This window comes from Crystallibacter permensis, from assembly GCF_025960875.1.
GTDB classification, from domain to species: Bacteria; Actinomycetota; Actinomycetes; order Actinomycetales; family Micrococcaceae; genus Crystallibacter; species Crystallibacter permensis.
This window is the reverse complement of sequence record NZ_JAODLR010000012.1, coordinates 70,576-91,619: the sequence shown is the minus strand read 5'-3', so window position 1 is coordinate 91,619 and position 21,044 is coordinate 70,576. Positions and strand designations below refer to the sequence as shown.

Here is a 21,044-nt window from a genome sequence, read left to right as displayed (position 1 = left end):
AATCGTGCCCGACTCTTGAAAGAATGGGGTCCATGGCTGAAACTCCCCGCGTCTCCTTGGCAGACGTCACTCCCGCAATCGCCCTTGGCCCCCTTGACGGCCGCTACCGCTCCGCCGTCGCGCCGTTGGTCGACTATCTCTCCGAGGCGGCACTGAACCGCGACCGCGTCCACGTGGAAGTCGAGTGGTTGATCCATCTCACCAGCCAGTCCGTCCTGCCGGGGGCCGGACCGCTCAGCGCCGAGCAGCAGGCCGCGCTGCGCAAGATCGTCACCGATTTCGACGGCAACTCCGTCCGCGAGCTGGCCGAAATCGAGGCCGTCACGGTCCACGATGTGAAGGCCGTGGAATACTACATCGGCCGCCGGCTGGAGGACATCGGTATCGATCACCTCAAGGCCATGGTGCATTTCGGTTGTACCTCCGAAGACATCAACAATCTCTCCTACGCCGTCGGCATCAAGGGTGCCGTGGAGCAAGCCTGGCTGCCGGCCGCCCGCTCGCTCGTGGCGCAGATCAGCGACATGGCGGAGGCCAACCGGGATGTCCCGATGCTCTCGCGCACCCATGGCCAGCCGGCGACGCCCACCACGCTGGGCAAGGAACTGGCGGTCACCGCGCACCGGCTGACCCGCCAGCTCGAGCGGATCGCCCGGACCGAGTACCTGGGCAAGATCAACGGCGCCACCGGCACCTATGCCGCCCACTACGCTTCCGTCCCCGGCGCCGACTGGCAGGCCGTTTCCAAGGGCTTCGTCGAAGGCCTGGGCCTGACGTGGAACCCGCTGACCACGCAGATCGAGTCGCATGACTGGCAGGCCGAGCTGTACGCGGACATCGCCCGGTTCAACCGGATCCTGCACAACGTGTGCACGGACATCTGGAGCTACATCTCCATCGGCTATTTCGCCCAGATTCCGGTAGAAGGCGCCACCGGTTCCTCCACCATGCCGCATAAGGTCAACCCCATCCGGTTCGAGAACGCCGAGGCCAACCTGGAGATCTCCAACGGCCTGCTGGACACCCTGGCCGCCACCTTGGTTACCTCCCGCTGGCAGCGCGACCTGACCGATTCCTCCTCGCAGCGCAATATCGGCGTGGCCTTCGGGCACTCGATACTGGCCATCTCGAACGTCGCGAAGGGCCTGGAGCGCCTCGATGTGCCGGCCGAGGTGCTGGCCGCGGACCTGGACCAGAACTGGGAGGTGCTCGGCGAAGCGATCCAGATGGTTATGCGCGCCGAAGCCATCGCCGGTGTCGAGGGTATGGACAACCCCTACGAACGGCTGAAGGATCTCACCCGCGGACACCGCGTGGATGCCGAACGCATGAAGGAATTCGTCTCCGGTTTGGGACTGTCAGCCGAGGCTGAAGCCCGCCTGCTGGCGTTGACTCCGGGGAGCTACACCGGGATTGCTAACCAGCTGGTGGACCATCTCAAGTAGCCCGAACAGCCGTAAGTACGACGCCGGAGCTTAATTCCGGCGTCGTACTGCGTTGGGAAGCGCTCCACCCGCCGGCAACCTGCCGGTCATTTCCCCTGCCTAAAGTCGCAATCCCGACTTGCCCGCCCTCCCCCGGGCCGGCCACCGAGCTGCCTCTGCAGTCGGGATCCATGAAAGGCACGAAAATGAGCACGAACTCCCCCAATCTCGGACGCCGCGGATTGATCGCCGGCGGCACCGGCGCCATCCTGGCCGGCATGCTGGCCGCGGCCCCAGGTGCCAACGCCGCAGTCCCCGCCAAGTCGAAGGGCAACGCGAAGATGCCGCTGGCGTTCGGTCCCGACGGCAAGTTCCGCGTGGTCCAGTTCAATGACACACAGGATGGGCCGCGCACCGACCGGCGCACCGTCGAGTTCATGGGCAAGGTCCTCGACGCCGAGAAACCCGGCTTCGCGTTGATCAACGGCGACGTGATCAACGGATCGCCCAAGACGGCCGAGGAAGTGCGCCAGTCCATCAACAACGTGGTGCAGCCGATGGAATCGCGCGGCATCCAGTGGGCCGTCACGTTCGGCAACCACGACGAGGACTCGATGGCGAACGGCACCGGCATGACCGAGGCCAAGATGCTGGAGTTCGTCCGCGCCTACCAGCACAACGTCAACGTCCGGCCGGAGAAGGGCGTCGACGGCTCGTCCAATGCGCAGCTGCTCATCCGCTCTGCCAGCGGCAACAAGCCTGCCTTCGGCATCTGGCTGCTCGACTCCGGCCGGTATGCACCCGAGAACCTCGGCGGCCAGGACTTCGAAGGCCTCATGGGCTACGACTGGATCCGCCCCAGCCAGATCCAGTGGTACCGGGAAGCGTCCGAGGCCGCCGAAAGGCAGCACGGAAAGATCCCTTCGCTGATGTTCTTCCACATCCCGCTCTTCGAACACCACCACATGTGGTTCGGTTCCCAATTCAGCTCCGACGACGCCGACCACGCCGCTGCCGTGACCAAGCACAGCATCGTCGGCGTCAAGAACGAAAGTGTCTACACGGGGGCCTTCAACTCCGGCCTTTTCAGCGCCCTGCAGGAGCGCGGCGACGTCCGCGGTGTCTTTGTGGGCCATGACCACATCAATACCTACTCGGGCAATTACTTCGGAATCGAGCTGGGCTACGGCCCAGGCACGGGCTTCGGCACCTACGGACTTGGCGGCGCCAAGGAACACCATCTGCGCGGTGCCCGCTTGTTCGAACTCGACGAGCGCAAAGAGCAGGTCTACACCGCGACCAGGACCGTGTTCGCGAAGGACCTTGGCATCGATATGGACCCGAAGAGCCAGCCGCTGGACGAACCGCTCCCGCTGCCGTAGGCCGTTCCGGAATCAGCTTGGCGTGGCGGCACGCTGCCTCACGAATCAGGCCGGCGGGCGCGGATTCGTGAGGCAGCTCACCAAATTCGTCGTTTGGACGCTAAGGGGTCTAGAGTCATAACTACGCCGCGGGGTGGAGCAGTTCGGTAGCTCGCCGGGCTCATAACCCGGAGGTCACAGGTTCAAATCCTGTCCCCGCAACGAAAAGGAAAGGCCGTCAGTCCGCATTGCGGGTTGGCGGCCTTTCTGCTTCCATCGGCCGCTCAGTCCTGCTGTTCGCTCCCCGTCGCGATCTGCCCGGCGGGAAAACTCTTCGGAGCAGGATCGTCCTCCGGTCGGAACGAGAGTTCTTTGTCCTCGGGACCGGGCCGTATGAGAAACCAGAAACCCAGGCAGCACACCCCGCCGACTGCAGCAATGAGCCCCAGCAAGCCCACTACGCTGGTCTGGCTCACTGAGCCTTGCAGGGTATGGCGGAAGAACGTCAGCCAGACTCCCGCGGCCGTACCAAAGATGCCGATCAGCAGCGTCCGCCACGGGTGCTCCCACAGCCAGGGACCCAAGCCATTGAATTCACCCTGCTCATACAAACGCATGCCCATGGCGTTCCGGGGGCTGAGCAATTGAATGGTTCTTGGCGGATCAAGGTTCGCCGCGGAAGCAGGCTGCTCGACTAGTTGGGCCGCCGCGAGGGGCGCGGCGAGCAGCGCGCCCATCGCATGCAGGGCACCCCGTCCCTGCGGCAACGCCAGGATCTCCAGATACTGTTCGGCAGCATCCACGGGCATTCCGTCGGCAAGAAGGTCCTCAAGGGCCATGCCACGGCAGGCCGTGAGCTTCCGCAGCCGGTCTACCTCGGGGCTGGCCGTGTCGTGGGGTGGCAACGTTGCCTGCGCCCAGGTCCAGTCAAGGTTCCGGTATCCCACTTGGAGGAACGGGCCTTTTGTCATTTCCGGACGGACGATGATGGAACGGCGGTCGCCGTTCCGGACCATCAGGACAGCCGGCCGGCTGACTTTGCAAATGTAGGGGCCGAGCTCCCCTCCCTTCAACCGGGCCTTGGCGACGATGACTTCGGGGGTCCGCCACACCTGCAGTTCCGACTTGAGGGAGGAGGCCGTGTTGTATAAGTCGAAATCGAATTTGCCCGAGACCAAGACCGCCACCCCGTTGAAGGTCTGCCGTCGATAGGGAGGACGCTTCCCGAGCAGGACCTGCCAGCCCAATCCGACCGAGACAGCCTGCAGTTCAGCCCCCAATGAATGGCCGAGGTCGGTGGCGGTCTGCCCACTGGGCACCAGGCTCAAGGCTTCGGCCACTGCGACGGCTTCATCCTCGTCCACGGCGCAGACCGCTTCGGCTCCAACCCGGCCTTTCCTGGCCGTCATATCCCAAACCGAGCTCATCCACCGACCGACGACGGGCCCTTCCAGCTCGATACGTCCACCACCCGCCAGCGCATACCGGGCATCATCCATGGTGCTTCTGCCTGTTCATATCCCCAATGCTTCATTGAGCAGCCGGAGACGCGACAGGGGCACTGGCCCGAATGTGGGTCAAGAGCCGCCATAGCGGAGCTGTGGAGGGAGTGCCTGCGGCCTGCCGCACGTGCAGCAGGCCGCAGGCCAAGACCGCTTTCCCGACTTCAGGACTGGCTGCGGCTCTCCTGGAACCGGATGATCCGCTCCACGGCTTCGGCCACGGCCTCCCGACCCGCGGCAAAAGAGAGCCTGACGGACCGGCGGCCGCGAACGGCGTCGAAATCGGAGCCTGGCACCAGCGCGACGCCTTCCTGTTCCAGCAACGCCCGGCAGTACTCGCCGGAGTCCGCGAACCCGGCCAGCTGGTCCCCCAGCTCGGCGTAAAGATAGAACGCCCCGTCCGCCGGCGCGGCCGTCCCCCACTGCAGCCGGCCGAGGTTGTCCAGCAGGATCCGCCGGATCGCGGCGAACTCGGCCACGGCAGCCTCCGCCTGGTTGTAGGAGTCCTCACTGAAGGCCTCGACTGCAGCCAGCTGTGCGGGCGCAGGCGGACACAGCGCCACGTTGCCGGCGAGCGCATCCATGGCCGGCGCCAGATCCCGCGGCATCAGCGCCCAGCCCAGCCGCCAGCCGGTCATCCCCCAGTACTTTGAAAACGAGGAAATAACGACGCCGGTCCGGTCCAGTTCCCAGGCACACACGCCCCGGGCGTCGGGCGCCTGGGGGCCGAAGGGGTAAGTGATGCCGTGGTAGATTTCGTCGCTGACCAGCCGCACCCCGTTGGCCGCACACCACTGCGTCAGCGCCGCAAGCTCCGTACGGGAGACCATCGTCCCCGTGGGGTTCGCCGGCGAGGCGAGGACCAGTCCGGCCAGCGGACCGTGGGCGGCGGCTGCAACATCTAGCAGGGCCGGCGTCGGCTGGTAGCGTTCGGCCGGACCGCAGTCGATCTCCACCACTTCGCAGCCCAGCGAACTGAGGATGTTCCGGTAGGCGGGGTACCCGGGCCGGGCCAGCGCCACCCGGTCCCCCGGGTTGAAGGCGGCCAGGAACGTGAGCATGAACGCGCCCGAGGAGCCGGTGGTGATGGCCACGTCGTCGGCTTCGACTTCGAGCCCGTACCAGCGGCGGTAGTGTCCCGCCACGGCTTCGCGCAATTCGCTGATACCCAGGGCGCTGGTGTACGTCAAGGGCATGCCGGATGCGTGAACCTCCGCAGCCTTCGCCGACACTCCCCGAGGCGCTCCGCCGGAGGGTTCGCCGGCGCACAGCGAGATCACGTCCCGCCCCGCCGCCCGCATCTGGGCGACCCGGTGCAGGATCTTCATGACTTCGAAGTGCGGAACGAGGGCGCGGTCGGCCACCTTCAGCGGGTTCAACCAGTGCCCGCTCTCAGGAGTCGGTCTTGGCGATGTACACGTCGCAGGACGCGCGCTGCGCCACGGACGTTGCCACGCTCCCGAGCACCCGGCCCAGCCCCTTCATCCCCACATTTCCGACCACGATCAGCTGCGCGTCCACGCGCTCGGCCTCGTTGATCAGGGCGTCCTGGGGCTTGCCGTGGAGTGCGGCATAGCTGGTGGCCAGCCCTTCCGTGGCGAGATCCTCGGCTGCCTTCTTCGCCACCTTTTCGGCCGTTGCCGAGTCCGACAGGTACCACTTGTCGTTCCCGATGCGCACCACCTCGGCGTTGTCGGTCGCATGGGCGGTGACCACCCTTAGCTCCGCCGACAGTCCGGCGGCAAGCTGTGCGGCAGTTCGGGCAGCCTTCATCGAAGTTTCGCTGCCATCCACTCCAACAATGATGATTCCGGCCATCGGGGTCTCCTCTTCGAGAATGTCATCGGGACCGCTCCGGGGCGGCTTGAAACCAACATACATGCGTTCCCGCGATGCCTGCCGCAGAAAGTACTTGTAGTACAAGTCACGCACTTGTACTATTTAAAGTATTGCCACCCGATTAAGGACCCCGATGACTGCCACTACCTTCGCCAATCCACTCGCCGCCATCTCGGGCGGTGAAGCCACCACTGACCGCATCCGGCATGTGAAGCTCTCCACGCTGACACTCCCGCTGCAGACGCCGATCAGCGATGCCAAAGTCCTGACCGGCCGGCAGAAGCCGATGACCGAGATCGTGTTCCTCTTCGCCGAGATCACCACGCAGGACGGCCACCACGGCATTGGCTTCAGCTACTCCAAGCGCGCCGGCGGCCCCGCCCAATACGCACACGCCAAGGAGGTCGCGGACAACCTAATAGGCGAGGACCCCAATGACATCGGCCGGGTCTACCAGAAGCTGCTCTGGGCCGGCGCCTCGGTGGGCCGCAGCGGCGTCGCCACCCAGGCCATCGCCGCACTCGACATCGCGCTCTACGACCTCAAGGCCAAGCGGGCGAACCTCCCGCTGGCCAAACTGCTCGGCGCCTACCGCGATTCCGTGCAGACCTACAACACCTCCGGCGGCTTCCTGCAGGCTCCCATCGAGGAGGTCAAGGAGCGCGCCAGCGCCTCGCTCGCCGCGGGGATCGGCGGCATCAAGATCAAGGTGGGCCAGCCTGACACCAAGCTTGATCTGGCCCGTGTCACCGCCGTCCGCGAGCACCTCGGAGACGATGTGCCGCTGATGGTGGATGCCAACCAGCAGTGGGACCGGCCCACGGCCATGCGCTTCGGACGCGTGCTGGAGCAGTTCAATCTGGTCTGGATCGAGGAACCCCTGGATGCGTACGACGCCGAAGGCCACGCCCAGCTGGCCAACGCCCTGGACACTTCGATCGCTACCGGCGAGATGCTCTCCAGCGTCACCGAGCACATCAGCCTGATCAACAACCGCAGCGTCGACATCATCCAGCCGGATGCCCCGCGGATCGGCGGCATCACCCCCTTCCTCCGCCTGGCGGCCCTGGCGGACCAGGCAGGACTTCAGCTGGCGCCGCATTTCGCCATGGAGATCCACCTGCACCTGGCCGCCGCCTATCCGCGCGAGCCGTGGGTGGAGCACTTCGAGTGGCTCAACCCGCTGTTCAACGAGCGCTTGGAAACCCGTGACGGCCGCATGATCGTCCCCAACCGGCCCGGCCTGGGCTTCACGCTCAGCGAGCAGGCCCATGCCTGGACCACGGACACGATAGAGTTCGGCACGAAGTAGCCCGCCGAACAACCCGCCGAGAACAACAAGGACCATCATGGCTGAGCCCGCCGCCGTCGACCGCGGTTCCTCCCGCAGCCTCACCCAGTCCGTGGTGGAGCAGATCAGGAGCAGCATTGTCGACGGCGGCATCGGCCCGGGCGACAAGCTGCCGGCCGAAAGCGCGCTCATGGCGCACTTCGCCGTCAGCCGCACCGTCATCCGCGAGGCGATCTCAAGACTGCAGGCGGCCGGACTGGTCGAAACCTACCGAGGCAAGGGCACCTACGTCCTGACGCGGCCCAGCGAGGAGTCCTTCACCGCGGGGCCGGAGCAGATCCGCACCCCCGAGGACCGGCTGCAGCTGCTCGACTTCCGGCTCGGGCTGGAGGTGGAGGCCTCAGCATTGGCCGCGCTGCGCCGGACCCCCACCCAGCTGGCCAAGATCGGCGCGGCGTTGACAGACTTCCGCTCCGCCCGGAACAAGCCCAGCGAGGCGGTGGAGGCGGACTTCCGGTTCCACCGGGCCGTCGCCGTGGCCACCAACAACCGGTTCTACGTGGATCTGCTCGCCTCGCTGGGTCCCGCGATGATCGCCATGCCCCAGACCCGGCTGCTGGCGAACAACGACGACGGCGAGGAGACGCACTTCTCCCGCGTGGCCTTCGAACACGAGACGGTCTTCGACGCCATCGGCCGGCAGGACGCGCAATCAGCCGCCGCCGCCATGCGCACACATCTGGCCAACTCCCGCGCGCGCTTGGCTCGCCGCCCCGGCTAGCTCGCTCGGCCTGGCCACACAAAACCCGCACAAACCAGGCCGTTCAGCGCCCTGCAATTCTGCCAACAGCACGACGGCGGCTGCCGGCCTTTCGAATGAAAAGGCCGGCAGCCGCCGTCGTACGCGGTATTTAGAAGCCGTCCGGCGCCTTGACCGCGAGCACCGGGCGGTCCGCCTGGAGCAGGATCCGCTGGGCCTGGCTGCCCATGATGAACTTGCCCACCTGGGAGCGCTTGCGCAGGCCGATGACGATCAGGGAGGCGTTGACAGCGTCCGCCACGTCCATGAACTCGTCGGTCAGGTCATCGGTGTGGCCGGGCTGGCGCACGGTGGCGGTGATACCCGCGTCCGCGGCCCGCTGCACCAGTTCGGCAACCTGCTCGGGCGAGACCAGCGCGGCATCCACCGGGGCGCCCTTGCGCGGGGAATTGAGGATCACCATGTCCAGCCCGCGCAGCTTGGCTTCGGCAATGCCGGCGGTGAGCGCGGCTTCGCCTTCGGGGGTGGGCAGGTAGCCGACCAGGATACTCATACTGATTCCTTTTCATTCTTCCGCGACGGATCGTCGGTGTTGGTGGCCTTTTTGGCGCGGGCTTTCTTGAACAGAGACTGGATCAGCGGCAGGAAGATCACCATCAGGAAGACCAGCAGCAGCACGCCCGAAATCGGACGGGTGACGAAGCCCGCCGCGTCGCCGCCGAAGACCAGCAGCGAACGGCGCAGGTTCTCTTCCAGCAGGGCGCCGAGCACGAAGGCCAGCACCAGCGGCCCAGGCTCGAAGCCGAACTTCTTCATCAGGTAGCCGATCACGCCGAAGAAGATGACCAGCCAGATGTCGAAGACGCTGTTGCGGATGGTGTAGACGCCGATCAGGGTGATCAGCACGGTGATCGGGGCCAGGATGGCGGCCCGCACACGCAGGATCTTGACGAATATGCCCACCAGCGGGATGGACATGATCAGCAGCAGGATGTTGCCGATGTACATCGAGTTCACCACGCCCCAGAAGAGTTCCGGGTCGTTGGCCACCAGCTGCGGGCCGGGCGTGACACCCTGGATCAGCAGTGCGCCGAAAATGATCGCCATGGTGGCGTTGGCGGGGATGCCCAGGGTCAGCAGCGGGATGAACGACGACGTTGCCGCCGCGTTGTTGGCCGATTCCGGTGCGGCAACGCCTTCCACTGCGCCGCGGCCGAAGCGCTCGGGGTTCTTGGCACGCTTCTTCTCCATGGCGTACGCGGCCAGCGAGGAGAGCGTGGCGCCGCCGCCGGGCAGGATGCCCAGGAAGAAGCCCAGGACGGAGCCGCGGCCAATGGCACCGGAGGACTGCTTGAGGTCCTGGCGCGAGGGCCAGACGTTGGCTACCTTCGCGGGAGCCTGCACCTTGTTGTGGCGCTGCTCCAGGTTGTAGAGGATTTCGCCGAGCCCGAAGATACCCATGGCGATCGGCACGAAGTCCAGACCATCGGCCAGCGAGAGGCTGCCGAAGGTGAAGCGGGATTCGCCGGTGAAGCCGTCGCGGCCCACCGTGGCCAGCAGCAGTCCGAGGCCCGCGGCGATGACGGACTTGAGCTTGCCGCCGTTGCTGACCGTGGCCACCAGAAGGATGCCCAGCAGTGCAAGGGCCGTATATTCGGGCGGACCGAAGTCCAGCGCGAAGCTCGCCACGATGGGGGCCAGCAGGGTCAGGCCGATGATGGATACGGTGCCGCCGATAAAGGAGCCGATGGCCGCGATGCCCAGCGCCGTTCCGGCCTTGCCCTGTTTGGCCAGCGCGTAGCCGTCGAACACCGTGACAACGGCGGAGGCCTCGCCCGGCAGCCGCAGCAGGACGGATGTGATGGTGCCGCCGTACTGCGCACCATAGAAGATGCCAGCCAGCATAATGATCGCGGTGACCGGCTCCACGCCGTAGGTCAGCGGCAGCAGGATCGCGATGGTAGCGGCGGGGCCGAGGCCCGGCAGCACACCGATCAGCATGCCGATCATGACGCCGAGCAGGCAGTACAACAGGTTCATCGGTTCCAGCACCACGCCGAAACCGTTGATCACCGGTTCAAAAAATTCCATGAGTCTTCCCTAGAACAAATGCGGGACGGGCACGCCGAGGGCCACGACGAAGATCAGGTAGAAGGCGGCGACAACGGCGAAGCTGAGCACCGTGGACATCCGCCAGGTTTCCTTGCCCAGGAACCTCAGCCATACGAACGTCAGCAGCAGGGACGGGATCTCGAAACCGACGGTCCCCACCAGCAGCACGAAGCCGATCAGCGTGCCAACCCCGGCGAGCACGGCCCAGCTCGAGGTGGAGAACTTCTCGGCGTCCAGCCTGTTCCGGCCGAAGACCGCGAGCGCGGTGGCCAGGACAACCAGCACCACACTGATGATGAACGGCCACATGCCAGGCTCCGGCGCCTCCGGCGTCCCCAGCCCCATGGCCAGGGAGAGGAAAATGCCGGCAATGCCAATAACGACGACGACGGCGGCCGCCGCGATGTTGGCCAGCGGGCCTGCTGCCGGAGGTTTGTCCTCGTCCCATTCGGCCGCGAGCTGCTCCGGCGTCAGATCATCGAGCACGGAGCCCGCCTCGGCGGCAGCGCGAACGTCGCTGCCGCCGAGGTTGGAACCATCACCGTTGGGTGATGTCACTTCTCGCCTCCGAGATCGACGCCGTATTCCTCCGTGAGGGCCTTGTACTTCTCGGCGTAGCCCTTCCAGTCTGCGGCCAGCTGCTCGCCGTCAATCTGGGTCGGAGTGAACAGGTTCTGCTCGTTGAACTCCTTGTACTTCTCGGACTCGAACGCAGCGGTGAAGGCTTCCTTCAGCTCGGCCAGGACCGGCTCCGGGGTGCCCTTCGGTGCGGCAACGGCGCGGTACTGGGACACCGGAACGTCGTAACCGGCCTCGACGGCGGTGGGCGTGTCCGGCAGGTACTGGTTGCGCTCTTCGGAGAAGGTCACGATCGGGGTCAGCTTGCCGGCCTCGATCTGCGGCATGGCCTCGCCCAGCTGGATGGTCGCCAGGTCCACCTGGTTGCCCAGCAGCGCGGTCATGGCCGGGGAGCCGCCGTCGAACGGAACGTCGGTTCCCTCAACCTCGGCCTGCTTGAACAGCAGTGCCTGGGCCAGCTGGCTGCCGGTGCCGACGCCGGTGGTTGCGAAGTTGAACTTCTTGTCGGCGCTGGTGATGTCCTCCATGGTCTTCAGGCCGGAGTCTGCGTTGGCCACCAGCACGTAGTCGTCTTGGGAGATGCCGGTGATGACCTCGACATCATCCAGCGAGACCGCTTCTTCTTCGCTGACGGCCAGCGGGGTGATGGTGATCAGGGAGGCATTGAGCAGAATCAGGTTCTGGCCGTCCGGCTCCATGCCGGCAACTTCCTTGGTGGCCAGGGCGCCGTTGGCGCCGGGCTTGTTGACCACGGGAATGGCCACGCCCAGCGGGTCTGCGGCGTTCTCGGCCAGTGCGCGGCCGATCCGGTCGGTGCTGCCGCCCGGATCCTGGCCAATGGTCAGGCTCACAGGACCGGACGGGAACTCGCTGCCGTCTGCGGCTGCCCCGGAGTCGGCCACGTTGCCGCCGCAGGCAGTCATGCTCAGGGCAAGCGCCAGGCCCGCACTGGCGGACACGGCCCCGCGGCGGGTCAGCTTGGATGCAAACATGTAAGTCTCCTTTTGGATGGTGCAGGGTGTGGCTGCGGACCCGTGAACGGTTGTGAGGCCCATCACCACTGCAAGGTGCTTCTGGAAGCCTAGGGACAGCTCATGATACTTGTCCAAGCCCAATAAGGCATGAAGTGATACCCTCTGTGCATCATGTACTCACTCGACCAGCTTCGCGGTTTCGTGGCCGTTGCCGAAGAACTTCACTTCGGCCGCGCCGCGGAACGCCTTAATATGACCCAGCCGCCCCTGAGCCGGCAAATCCAGAAACTTGAGCGCGGCATCCAGGTGCAACTCTTTGAGCGGGACAACCGCCGGGTGACCCTCACGTCGGCCGGCGAAGCGTTCCTCGTCGAGGCGCGCAAACTGCTCGCCCTGGCTGACAGTGCCCCGGGTCTTGCCCGGCGGATCTCCGCCGGTGCCGCGGGCACCATCCGCATCGGCTTCACCGCGGCCTCCACCTACGGGCTGCTGGGCGCGCTGTTGAACGAGATCGGGACGCACCTGCCGGAGATCGACGTCGAACTCACCGAGATGGTGACGCGCGAACAGATCCCGGCCCTGGTGAAGGGCGAGATCGACATCGGCCTGGCCCGGCCGCCCTTTGACGAGGAGCTGTTCGACTCGCGGCTGCTGTACCGGGAACCGATGGTGGCCGCTCTGCCCGCGGGACACCCGCTGGGACGGCTGGGGCGCGCGATCACCGGGGAGGACCTGCGCAATGAAGACCTGATCATGCACTCCCCCACCCAGGCCCGCTACTTCTACGACCTGGTGGTTAGGACCCTGCCGGTGACCAACACCAACTTTGTCCACACCGTGAGCCAGATCCTGACCATGGTGCTACTGGTGGCCGCCGGGCGCGGCATTGCGCTGGTCCCGCAGTCGTCCAGCGTGCTGGGCATCGACGGGGTGGAGTACGCACAGGTGGAGGGTTTCGGCGAGGACCCGGTTGAGCTGTATGCCATTTGGAAGCGGGAGGCCCGCAATCCCGCCCTGCTCCGGGTGATGGACTTGATCGAACAGGCCTGATTCACCCGCGGCGCTGCTGGCGTCGCCGTCGTAATGCTGGGAAGGTATCAAACCATACAAAAACACTCTTGGACATGCATCGAAAGTGTTCCTAGGCTGGCAGCAATGCAAACCCCCTTTCGGCGCTACGGCAAGGACCTGGCGCCGCCGATCTAAGGACAACACGTGGCACAGCTGAACCCGGCCGAATTGGCAACCCAGATTAAATCCGGCCTGCTCTCTTTCCCGGTAACGCACTTCGATGCGGACCTGCAGTTTGACGAGGCCCGGTACCGCGAGCACCTCGCCTGGCAGGCCGGCTACGACGTCGCAGGCCTCTTCGCCGGCGGCGGCACAGGTGAAGGCTTCTCGCTCACCACCACGGAAATGGACCGCGTGGTCCGGGTTGCGGTGGATGAAATCGGCGGCAAGGTCCCCGTTCTGGCCTCCGCCACCGGCCCCACCTTCCAGGCCATCGAGCAGGCGAAGTCTGCCGAGGCCGCCGGCGCGGACGGCCTGCTGCTGCTGCCGCCGTACCTGACCGAGGCGGACCAGGAAGGCCTGATCGAACACGTCAGCGCCGTCTGCCGCGCCACCAGCCTCGGCGTCATCGTCTACAGCCGGGCGAACGCCGTCCTGACGGACACGTCGGTAGCCATCCTGGCCGAGCGCAACCCGAACCTGATCGGCTTCAAGGACGGCATCGGCAACATCGAGCAGATGACCCGGATCTACGCCAAGGTCGGCGAGCGCCTCGCCTACATCGGCGGACTGCCGACCGCGGAGACCTTCGCATTGCCGCTGCTGCAGCTGGGCGTGAGCACCTACTCCTCGGCAATGTTCAACTTCGTGCCCGAATTCGCGCTCGACTTCTACAAGGACGTTCGCGCCGAAAACCGCACGGCGGTCTACCAGAAGCTCAACGACTTCGTCATCCCCTACCTCGACATCCGCGACCGGGTGAAGGGCTACGGCGTGTCCATCGTCAAGGCCGGCCTGACCGCTGTGGGCCGCGACGGCGGCAAGGTCCGCCCGCCGCTGCAGGACCTCACCGAGTCCGACCTGCACGAACTGACCACCCTGATCAACAAAATCAGCTAGGAGATTCCCCGTGCCCATTACAGGAAATTCCATCATCGCCGGCACCCCGGTCAACGGGACCGACGGCGAAGTCAATGCCATCAACCCGGCCACCGGCGAAAAGCTTGAGCCCGCCTTCGGCATGGTCAGCGTGGCGCAGCTCGAAGACGCCACCAAGGCAGCCGAAGCAGCGTTCGACACCTACCGCGCCACCTCACCCGAGGTACGCGCAGCGTTCCTCGAGCGCATTGCCGACAACATCGAAGCCATCGGCGCCGAACTGACCGAACGCGGCACCGCCGAAACCGGCCTGCCCGCCGGGCGGCTGGAGGGCGAACGCGGCCGCACCATCGGCCAGCTGCGGATGTTCGCCGCAGTGGTCCGCCAGGGTGACCACCTGCAGGTCCGCATCGATCCGGCACAGCCGGACCGCAAACCGGCAGCACGCCTGGACATCCGCCAGCGCCACATCCCGCTGGGCCCCGTGGCCGTATTCGGTGCCAGCAACTTCCCGCTGGCGTTCTCCACTGCGGGCGGGGACACCACCTCCGCACTGGCTGCCGGCTGCCCAGTGATCGTCAAGGCGCACAACGCGCACCCCGGCACCGCCGAACTCGTAGGCCAAGCCGTGGCGAAGGCGGTCAAGGACAGCGACCTGCCCGACGGCGTTTTCTCGCTGCTCTTCGGCGCCGGCCGCTCGGTCGGACAGGCCCTCGTGGCGGATCCACGCATCAAGGCCGTGGGCTTCACCGGCTCGCAGGCCGGCGGCATCGCCCTGATGAAGACTGCGGCGGCACGGCCGGAACCGATCCCGGTGTACGCGGAGATGTCCTCCATCAACCCGGTGTTTGTCCTCCCCGGCGCCATTGCCGAAGACGCGGCCGCCCTGGCCGGCGACTTTGTCGGCTCGCTGACCATGGGGGCAGGCCAGTTCTGCACCAACCCCGGCCTGGTCTTTGTCCCCGAAGGGAAAACCGGCGACGCCTTCATCAGCGCCGCGGCCGGCTCGCTGCGTTCCTGCGCGGGCCAGACCATGCTCACTCCGGGCATTGCCGGCGCCTGGGAAGATGGCGTGAAGGAACTGGCAGCGGCCGACGGCGTGGAGCAGGTGGCCGAGGGCACCGCAGGGACCACCGAGAATGCACCGGCACCGCGGCTGTTCAGCACCAGCGCGGAGAACTTCGCTGCTTCCCCGCGGCTGCAGGAGGAAGTCTTCGGCGCAGCCGGGCTCTTCGTGCGCTACTCGGACGCTGCCGAACTCGCCACCGCTACCGAGAACATCCAGGGGCAGCTCACCGCGACCGTCCACTACGCACCGGGCGACGAGGCAGCGGCCCGTGAACTGCTCCCCGTGCTGGAGCGCAGGGTTGGCCGCATCCTCTTCAACGGCTGGCCCACCGGCGTCGAGGTTGGGCATGCCATGGTCCATGGCGGGCCGTTCCCGGCGACGTCCGACTCCCGGTCCACCTCCGTAGGCAGCCTGGCCATCCACCGCTTCCAGCGCCCGGTCAGCTACCAGAACGTTCCGGACGAGCTACTGCCGGCGCCGCTGCAGAACAACAACCCGTGGAAACTGAGCCGCCGCCTCGACGGCAGCGTAGAAAACCCGAAGGACTAGCGCATGGCAAGCACCACCCCCACGATCGTCTCGGTCGAAGCCGTCCCGGTTGCCGGCCACGACAGCATGCTGCTGAACCTCAGCGGCGCCCACGGCCCGTTCTTCACGCGGAACATCGCCATCATCACCGACAGCAACGGCAATACCGGTTTGGGTGAGGTACCCGGCGGCGAAGCCATCCGCAGCACCATCGAGGAAGCCGGCAGCATCCTGGTCGGCCAGCCGATCTCGCTGTACCGGCAGCTGCTGCGAAAGGTCTCCGTCGCTTTCGCCGACAGGGACGCCGGCGGACGCGGCGCCCAGACCTTTGATCTGCGCACCACCATCCACGCGGTCACGGCACTGGAATCCGGACTGCTGGACCTGATGGGACAGCACCTGGGCGTGCCGGTGGCCGAGCTCCTCGGCGAAGGCCAGCAGCGGGACAAGGTCCAGATGCTGGGCTACCTGTTCTACGTTGCGGACCGCAAGAAGACCGACCTGCCGTACCTGGCCGAGGAAAACCCGGCCGACGATTGGGAACGGCTGCGCCGCGAAGAGGCCATGACGCCGGAGGCGATTGTTGCCCTGGCCGAAGCCGCCCAGCAGCGCTACGGGTTCCAGGACTTCAAGCTCAAGGGCGGCGTGCTCTCGGGCAAGGAAGAAGTTGCCGCTGTCACCGCGCTGGCCAAGCGTTTTCCGGAAGCCCGGATCACGCTTGACCCCAACGGCGGCTGGCTGATGCAGGAAGCGATTGAGCTCTGCAGCGGGCTGGGCGATGTGCTGGCCTATGCCGAGGATCCCTGCGGCCCGGAGGGCACGTACTCCGGCCGCGAGACCATGGCCGAGTTCAAGCGGGCCACCGGCTTGCCGACGGCCACCAACATGATTGCCACAGACTGGCGGCAGATGGCCCACGCCATCCGGACGAACGCCGTCGATATTCCGCTGGCGGATCCGCATTTCTGGACCATGCAGGGCTCGGTCCGGGTGGCGCAGCTGTGCAACGACTTCGGCCTGACCTGGGGTTCGCACTCGAACAACCACTTCGACATCTCGCTGGCGATGTTCACTCAAGTGGGCGCCGCGGCGCCGGGCAAGATCACAGCCCTGGACACGCACTGGATCTGGCAGGACGGCCAGGGGCTGACCAGGGAACCGCTGCAGATCAAGGGCGGCTACATTGAGGTCCCGGCACGCCCGGGCCTCGGCATCGAGCTGGACCGGCAGGCGCTTGAGGCCGCGCACCAGCTTTACCTCGAACATGGGCTTGGCGCGCGAGACGATGCCGCCGCCATGCAGTTCCTGGTGCCCGGCTGGGAATTCAACCCGAAGCGGCCGGCGCTGGTGCGCTAGGCAAGCTGGTCCACTAGTAAAGTCGAAGGGTCCGGCCCCGCTGTCCCAGGCGGCGGGGCCGGACCCTTTTTGCCTGGAATACGGAGGTATGTGTTGGTCGGCGTCCTGATTGGTTTCGCCATTGTCGGCGCCGTCATAGTGGTTGGTTACATTGCCGCACGCTTCCAGATCGGCGGCCCACACGCCGCCCAGGCCCTGACCCAGACCGCCTTCTTCATCACCAACCCGGCGCTGCTGTTTACCGTGCTCGCCCAGGCGGATCTGGAGGCGGTCTTCTCCGCCTACGTGCCGATTGCCCTGATCACCTCATTGGCAACGGCGGGGCTTTATGTGCTGCTGAGCCGGATCTGGTTCCGCCGTCCGGCCGCCGAAACCGCCGTCGGCGCGATGGCGAGTTCGTATGTGAATGCGAACAACATCGGCATTCCGATCGCCCTCTATGCCCTAGGGAACGCGACGCCGGTGGCGCCGGTGCTGCTGATCCAGCTGCTGTTGCTGGCGCCGGCGTACCTGACCATTCTGGATCTCTCCTCCGGACGCAAGCCGTCGCTGAAAAACATCCTGACGCAGCCGTTCCGCAATCCGATGATCATCGCGTCGTTTCTGGGCGTTGCCGTGGCTTGGACCGGCGTCGAACTTCCCGAAGTGGTCTGGGAGCCGCTGATGCTGCTGGGCGGTGCGGCCGTTCCGCTGGTGCTGATGGCTTTCGGTATGTCGCTGCGCGGCAGCCGGCCGCTGAAGGTGAGCGAGGGCCGCACCGAGGTCATCGTCGCCACCGCCCTCAAGTCAGCCGTGATGCCGCTGCTCACGTACCTGGTGGCCACGTTCCTGTTCCGGCTGGATGCGGAACTGGTGTTCGGGGCGGTCATCATGGCGGCCCTGCCCTCGGCGCAGAATGTCTTCCTCTTCGCCAGCCGCTACGGCCGCGGCATCACCGTGGCCCGCGACGTGGTGCTACTGTCCTCCGCGCTGGCGGTGCCGGCCCTCATCATCGCAGCCTGGCTGCTGGCCTAACGCCCGGACCGTCCGCTATTCGGCCCAGGGCTTCAAGCGCATCTGCTCCGGCTTTTCCAACAGGAGCCAGCGCGGGCGTCCATCACGCTCATGCCCCCGCGGGGTGAACCGATCGGCCTCAACGAGCTGCTCCAGCCCGAGTCCCGTGAGGGACTGGACGTCCCGCACGGGAACCTGGAAGGTCCGGTACGGCCCGAGCGGCGGAATCTCGCCCGCTGCCGTGGCGGCCGCGGTCTGCCGTTCCAGTTCGATCTCATCCAGCAAGGGAGACTGGTCCAGGATGTAGGCCGTGCTCGCGATTCCTTCGGCCGCACGCCAAGCTGCCACTTTCCAGAACAACAGTGGGATCGAAAAGCCCCGGTACTGCGGATCCGCACTGTCGAAGACCGGACCGGTGAAGACACTGAGCCGGGTGTCGTAATTGTCCGCGTGGTCCAGCAGGTAGTCCTCCAGGCCCAGCCACAGCTCCTTGGACTGGTTGAAGGTGTTCACCTGCGGCGCGGCATTGGTGTAGAAAAAGGTCTCCGTGTTGGCCTTGGCGGCGTCGGCCCGGCTGCCCCACACCGGATCCAGCCGCCGCACCAGATGCCCGCGGTCCAGGTCATTGCCGCGGTACAGGTCTTCACCGGCCTGCAAGTCCGCAGTCAGCCTCGGATCCAGCCGCCAGTTGTCCTCCCACGGCAAATCCTGAAGCTGGTCGCCGTCGATATTGACTGCGGCCAGCTCCGCGAGCCGTTGTTGTGTGTTGAGGCAGATCGTGAAATGCGTGTAGTCCAGCACCTTCACTGCGGTTGCGGGACGGGGAAGTTCAACGGTGGTCAGCAGGAAGTCCGCGCTGTAGCCCTGAGTCATGCTTCCATCCTGCGGCACGCGCATGAACGGCAGGAAGCGCCAACCGGAAATCCGGTTGACGCTTCTGCGGCCGTCAGTTTTTTCGCGGACCTAGTCTACGAATTCGGACTGCGTCTCAATGAAATCCCAGTCCTTCTGCGCGAGCGTTGTGTCTTTCAGATCCGGGCCGCCCGCGTCATAAACCTCGAGGGCAACGTCCGGCTCAACGCTCTCGGCCCGCAGGTTCTGCCGGAACCACTGCTTGGTTGCCGTGTGCAGCTCCGGCCACCACTGTTCAATGCTCTTCTCAGTCATCTCAGGCCCTCCGTTGTCGTCTGGTTCCACCGTATGTGCGGACAGCGGCTGGTACAAGGGCCCTCCCCGGAACGGTGCTACGGACGGACCACCGCCTTGAGCGCACCAGGCTTTGCCCCAGCGGTCAGTGCACCTTCCACGTCCTTGAGGGTGTGGTGCGAGGTGACCAGACCGTCGAGATCCACCAGACCTTGGGCCGCAAGTTCGACGGCGGTGGGCCAGGTATTCGCATAGCGGAATGTTCCGGTGATCGTCAGTTCCCGGCCCTGGACCAGCGGGACCGGCAGCGCAATACTGTCTGCTCCCATGCCGACCAGTACGCAGCGGCCCCGCGGGGCCAGCCGTTGCGGACCGGAAAGGATGGCAGGCTCGGCGCCGGTGGCATCGATGAAGACGTCATAACCGCCGCCTGGATACGCGTCGCCGGACGCGGGCATTTCCGCCGCCGTAAACGTCTGTGCCGCGCCATACCGCGGGCCGAGTTCCAGGCGCTCCTCGCGGACGTCGGTCAGGGTCACCGCGGCACCGGCCAGGCGGCAGACCTGCGAAATGAGCAGTCCGATCGGCCCGGCGCCGGCCACCAGCACCTTCGATCCGAGGCCTACGTCCCCGGCGGACCGCGCGGCCAACGCCACGCTTAGCGGTTCCAGCAGTGCGGCGGCGTCGTCGGAAACATGGTCCGGTACGGGATGGCAGAACGCGGCGGGATGCACCACGTATTCGGCGAAAACACCGTCCACCGGCGGGGTGGCGAAGAACCGCACGGCCGGATCCAGATTGTAGTGGCCGGCCAGGCTTTCGGCCGAGAGCGGGTCCGGAATTCCCGGTTCAAGCGATACCCGCTGGCCCACCAACCGGCTGGAAACACCGGGACCCAGCTCCACAATCTCGCCGGACGGCTCGTGCCCGAGGACCAGTGGCTCCTCAACCACGTACGGTCCGATCCGGCCCTCGCGGTAATAATGCGTGTCCGAGCCGCAGACGCCAACGGAACTGATCCGAACCAGCACTTCTCCCGGACCGGGTGTGGGCACGGGTCGTTCTTCGACCCGCAGTTTGCCCGGCCCGTCCAGCACCGAAACCTGCATAGTTATCTCTCCTTGCTCGCTCATTTGACCGCGCCCATGGACAGGCCGCGGACCAGCTGCTTCTGCGCGATCCAGCCGGCCAGCACCACCGGCAGGGACGCCAGCACCGAGGCCGCTGAAAGTTTGGCCAGGAACAGGCCCTCGCTGGTCATTTGCGAGACCAGGAAGACCGGGGTCGTGGCCGCCTTGGCGGCGGTGAGGTTCAGCGCGAAGAAGAACTCGTTCCAGGCGAAGATCACACAGATCAGCGCCGTCGCGGCCAGCCCCGGTGCCACCATGGGCATCAGGATGGTGCGCAGCGTTTTCAGCAGTCCGGCACCGTCCATCTGGGCGGCTTCGAGCACCTCTCCCGGCACCTCTTCGAAGAAGGAGCGCATCATCCAGATAGCGATCGGCAGGTTCATCGCCGTGTAGAGCACCACCAGGGTCCAGATGTTATCCAGCACCTTCAGCTGCCCGGCGATGACATAGATCGGCATGATCACGGCGACCACGGGGAGCATCTTGGTGGAGATGAAGAAGAACAGCACATCCTGGGTCTTCTTCACTGGCCGGATACTCAGCGCGTAGGACGCCGGAACCGCGAGCACGATCACCAGCAGCGTGGACACGCCGGTGGCGATCAGCGAGTTCAGAAAGTAGGACCCTGCGCCGGCTTCCAGAACCGCGCGGTACTGGTCCAGGGTGGGTTCGAAGAAGAAGGTCGGCGGATTGGACGCCGCCGCGGACTCCTGTTTGAAGGAGGTCATGACCATCCAGATCACCGGGGAGAAGAATCCGATGGCCAGGATCCAGGTCAAAACCGTTAATAACGACGACGGCCGGCCGCCTCGTTTCGGTGCTTTCTCGGAGCGGCCGGCGGCGGGAGCCGGTGCGGTAGCAGTATCGATGG

20 protein-coding genes and 1 tRNA gene are annotated in these 21,044 nt (G+C 65.9%); 10 read left to right on the top strand and 11 right to left on the bottom strand.

The window, feature by feature from the left end; translation table 11 throughout:
- Positions 1-32 precede the first annotated feature (32 nt).
- The 3 genes from purB (at position 33) to B0G38_RS14455 (ending at position 3,007) form a co-directional block, all read left to right on the top strand.
- Complete coding sequence (gene purB, locus B0G38_RS14465) at positions 33-1,445, top strand: adenylosuccinate lyase (RefSeq protein WP_264670052.1); 1,413 nt, start codon at positions 33-35, stop codon at positions 1,443-1,445.
- Positions 1,446-1,630: 185 nt separating this feature from the next.
- Positions 1,631-2,806: a metallophosphoesterase family protein gene (locus B0G38_RS14460; protein ID WP_264670051.1), complete on the top strand. Its 1,176-nt coding sequence runs from the start codon at positions 1,631-1,633 to the stop codon at positions 2,804-2,806.
- A gap of 127 nt (positions 2,807-2,933) precedes the next feature.
- Positions 2,934-3,007, top strand: a tRNA-Met gene (locus B0G38_RS14455).
- A gap of 62 nt (positions 3,008-3,069) precedes the next feature.
- On the opposite strand, the gene B0G38_RS14450 is transcribed toward B0G38_RS14455, so the two are convergent.
- The 3 genes from B0G38_RS14450 to B0G38_RS14440 form a co-directional block, all read right to left on the bottom strand.
- Positions 3,070-4,284 (bottom strand): hypothetical protein, encoded by a 1,215-nt coding sequence (locus B0G38_RS14450; protein ID WP_264670050.1) that lies wholly within the window; start codon positions 4,282-4,284, stop codon positions 3,070-3,072.
- Between the two features lie 167 nt (positions 4,285-4,451).
- Positions 4,452-5,615 carry an aminotransferase class I/II-fold pyridoxal phosphate-dependent enzyme gene (locus tag B0G38_RS14445; protein WP_264670099.1) on the bottom strand — a complete coding sequence of 388 codons (1,164 nt, stop codon included), beginning with the start codon at positions 5,613-5,615 and terminating at the stop codon, positions 4,452-4,454.
- A gap of 64 nt (positions 5,616-5,679) precedes the next feature.
- The gene (locus tag B0G38_RS14440) at positions 5,680-6,105 is read right to left on the bottom strand and encodes a universal stress protein (protein WP_264670098.1); all 426 of its coding nucleotides are present in this window, start codon (positions 6,103-6,105) and stop codon (positions 5,680-5,682) included.
- Between the two features lie 154 nt (positions 6,106-6,259).
- On the opposite strand from B0G38_RS14440, the gene B0G38_RS14435 reads away from it, so the two are divergent.
- Positions 6,260-7,438: an L-talarate/galactarate dehydratase gene (locus B0G38_RS14435; protein ID WP_264670049.1), complete on the top strand. Its 1,179-nt coding sequence runs from the start codon at positions 6,260-6,262 to the stop codon at positions 7,436-7,438.
- A gap of 37 nt (positions 7,439-7,475) precedes the next feature.
- Positions 7,476-8,198: a FadR/GntR family transcriptional regulator gene (locus B0G38_RS14430; RefSeq protein WP_264670048.1), complete on the top strand. Its 723-nt coding sequence runs from the start codon at positions 7,476-7,478 to the stop codon at positions 8,196-8,198.
- A 130-nt stretch (positions 8,199-8,328) separates the two neighbouring features.
- Here B0G38_RS14430 and B0G38_RS14425 read toward each other — a convergent pair whose 3' ends face one another.
- Genes B0G38_RS14425 through B0G38_RS14410 form a run of 4 tightly spaced genes read right to left on the bottom strand, consistent with a single transcriptional unit; the run spans position 8,329 to position 11,860 of the window.
- Positions 8,329-8,730 (bottom strand): universal stress protein, encoded by a 402-nt coding sequence (locus tag B0G38_RS14425; protein ID WP_264670047.1) that lies wholly within the window; start codon positions 8,728-8,730, stop codon positions 8,329-8,331.
- A complete protein-coding gene (locus tag B0G38_RS14420; protein ID WP_264670046.1) occupies positions 8,727-10,268 on the bottom strand; it encodes a tripartite tricarboxylate transporter permease in 1,542 nt (513 codons plus the stop codon). Before B0G38_RS14420 ends, B0G38_RS14425 begins: the two co-directional genes overlap by 4 nt.
- Positions 10,269-10,277: 9 nt before the next feature.
- Complete coding sequence (locus B0G38_RS14415) at positions 10,278-10,847, bottom strand: tripartite tricarboxylate transporter TctB family protein (RefSeq protein ID WP_264670045.1); 570 nt, start codon at positions 10,845-10,847, stop codon at positions 10,278-10,280.
- Entirely contained in the window at positions 10,844-11,860 is a 1,017-nt protein-coding gene (locus tag B0G38_RS14410; protein WP_264670044.1) for a Bug family tripartite tricarboxylate transporter substrate binding protein, read from the bottom strand. Before B0G38_RS14410 ends, B0G38_RS14415 begins: the two co-directional genes overlap by 4 nt.
- 153 nt (positions 11,861-12,013) lie before the next feature.
- Between B0G38_RS14410 and B0G38_RS14405 the strand changes: the two genes are divergently transcribed.
- The 5 genes from B0G38_RS14405 (at position 12,014) to B0G38_RS14385 (ending at position 17,918) form a co-directional block, all read left to right on the top strand.
- Positions 12,014-12,892, top strand: a complete 879-nt coding sequence (locus B0G38_RS14405) for a LysR family transcriptional regulator (RefSeq protein WP_264670043.1) — start codon at positions 12,014-12,016, stop codon at positions 12,890-12,892.
- 165 nt (positions 12,893-13,057) lie between these two features.
- A complete protein-coding gene (kdgD, locus tag B0G38_RS14400) occupies positions 13,058-13,972 on the top strand; it encodes a 5-dehydro-4-deoxyglucarate dehydratase (protein ID WP_264670042.1) in 915 nt (304 codons plus the stop codon).
- A gap of 10 nt (positions 13,973-13,982) precedes the next feature.
- Positions 13,983-15,569 carry an aldehyde dehydrogenase (NADP(+)) gene (locus B0G38_RS14395; RefSeq protein WP_264670041.1) on the top strand — a complete coding sequence of 529 codons (1,587 nt, stop codon included), beginning with the start codon at positions 13,983-13,985 and terminating at the stop codon, positions 15,567-15,569.
- A 3-nt stretch (positions 15,570-15,572) separates the two neighbouring features.
- Positions 15,573-16,904, top strand: coding sequence for an enolase C-terminal domain-like protein (locus B0G38_RS14390; protein ID WP_264670040.1), 1,332 nt, complete (start codon positions 15,573-15,575; stop codon positions 16,902-16,904).
- 93 nt (positions 16,905-16,997) lie between these two features.
- The gene (locus B0G38_RS14385) at positions 16,998-17,918 is read left to right on the top strand and encodes an AEC family transporter (protein WP_264670097.1); all 921 of its coding nucleotides are present in this window, start codon (positions 16,998-17,000) and stop codon (positions 17,916-17,918) included.
- Positions 17,919-17,933: 15 nt separating this feature from the next.
- Here B0G38_RS14385 and B0G38_RS14380 read toward each other — a convergent pair whose 3' ends face one another.
- From B0G38_RS14380 to B0G38_RS14365, 4 genes are all read right to left on the bottom strand, one after another.
- Positions 17,934-18,770 carry a DNA/RNA non-specific endonuclease gene (locus B0G38_RS14380; protein ID WP_264670039.1) on the bottom strand — a complete coding sequence of 279 codons (837 nt, stop codon included), beginning with the start codon at positions 18,768-18,770 and terminating at the stop codon, positions 17,934-17,936.
- A gap of 90 nt (positions 18,771-18,860) precedes the next feature.
- Positions 18,861-19,064 carry a hypothetical protein gene (locus B0G38_RS14375; RefSeq protein WP_264670038.1) on the bottom strand — a complete coding sequence of 68 codons (204 nt, stop codon included), beginning with the start codon at positions 19,062-19,064 and terminating at the stop codon, positions 18,861-18,863.
- 77 nt (positions 19,065-19,141) lie between these two features.
- Complete coding sequence (locus tag B0G38_RS14370; RefSeq protein WP_264670037.1) at positions 19,142-20,152, bottom strand: NAD(P)-dependent alcohol dehydrogenase; 1,011 nt, start codon at positions 20,150-20,152, stop codon at positions 19,142-19,144.
- A gap of 20 nt (positions 20,153-20,172) precedes the next feature.
- Positions 20,173-21,042 carry a carbohydrate ABC transporter permease gene (locus tag B0G38_RS14365; RefSeq protein ID WP_264670096.1) on the bottom strand — a complete coding sequence of 290 codons (870 nt, stop codon included), beginning with the start codon at positions 21,040-21,042 and terminating at the stop codon, positions 20,173-20,175.
- Positions 21,043-21,044: the final 2 nt, after the last annotated feature.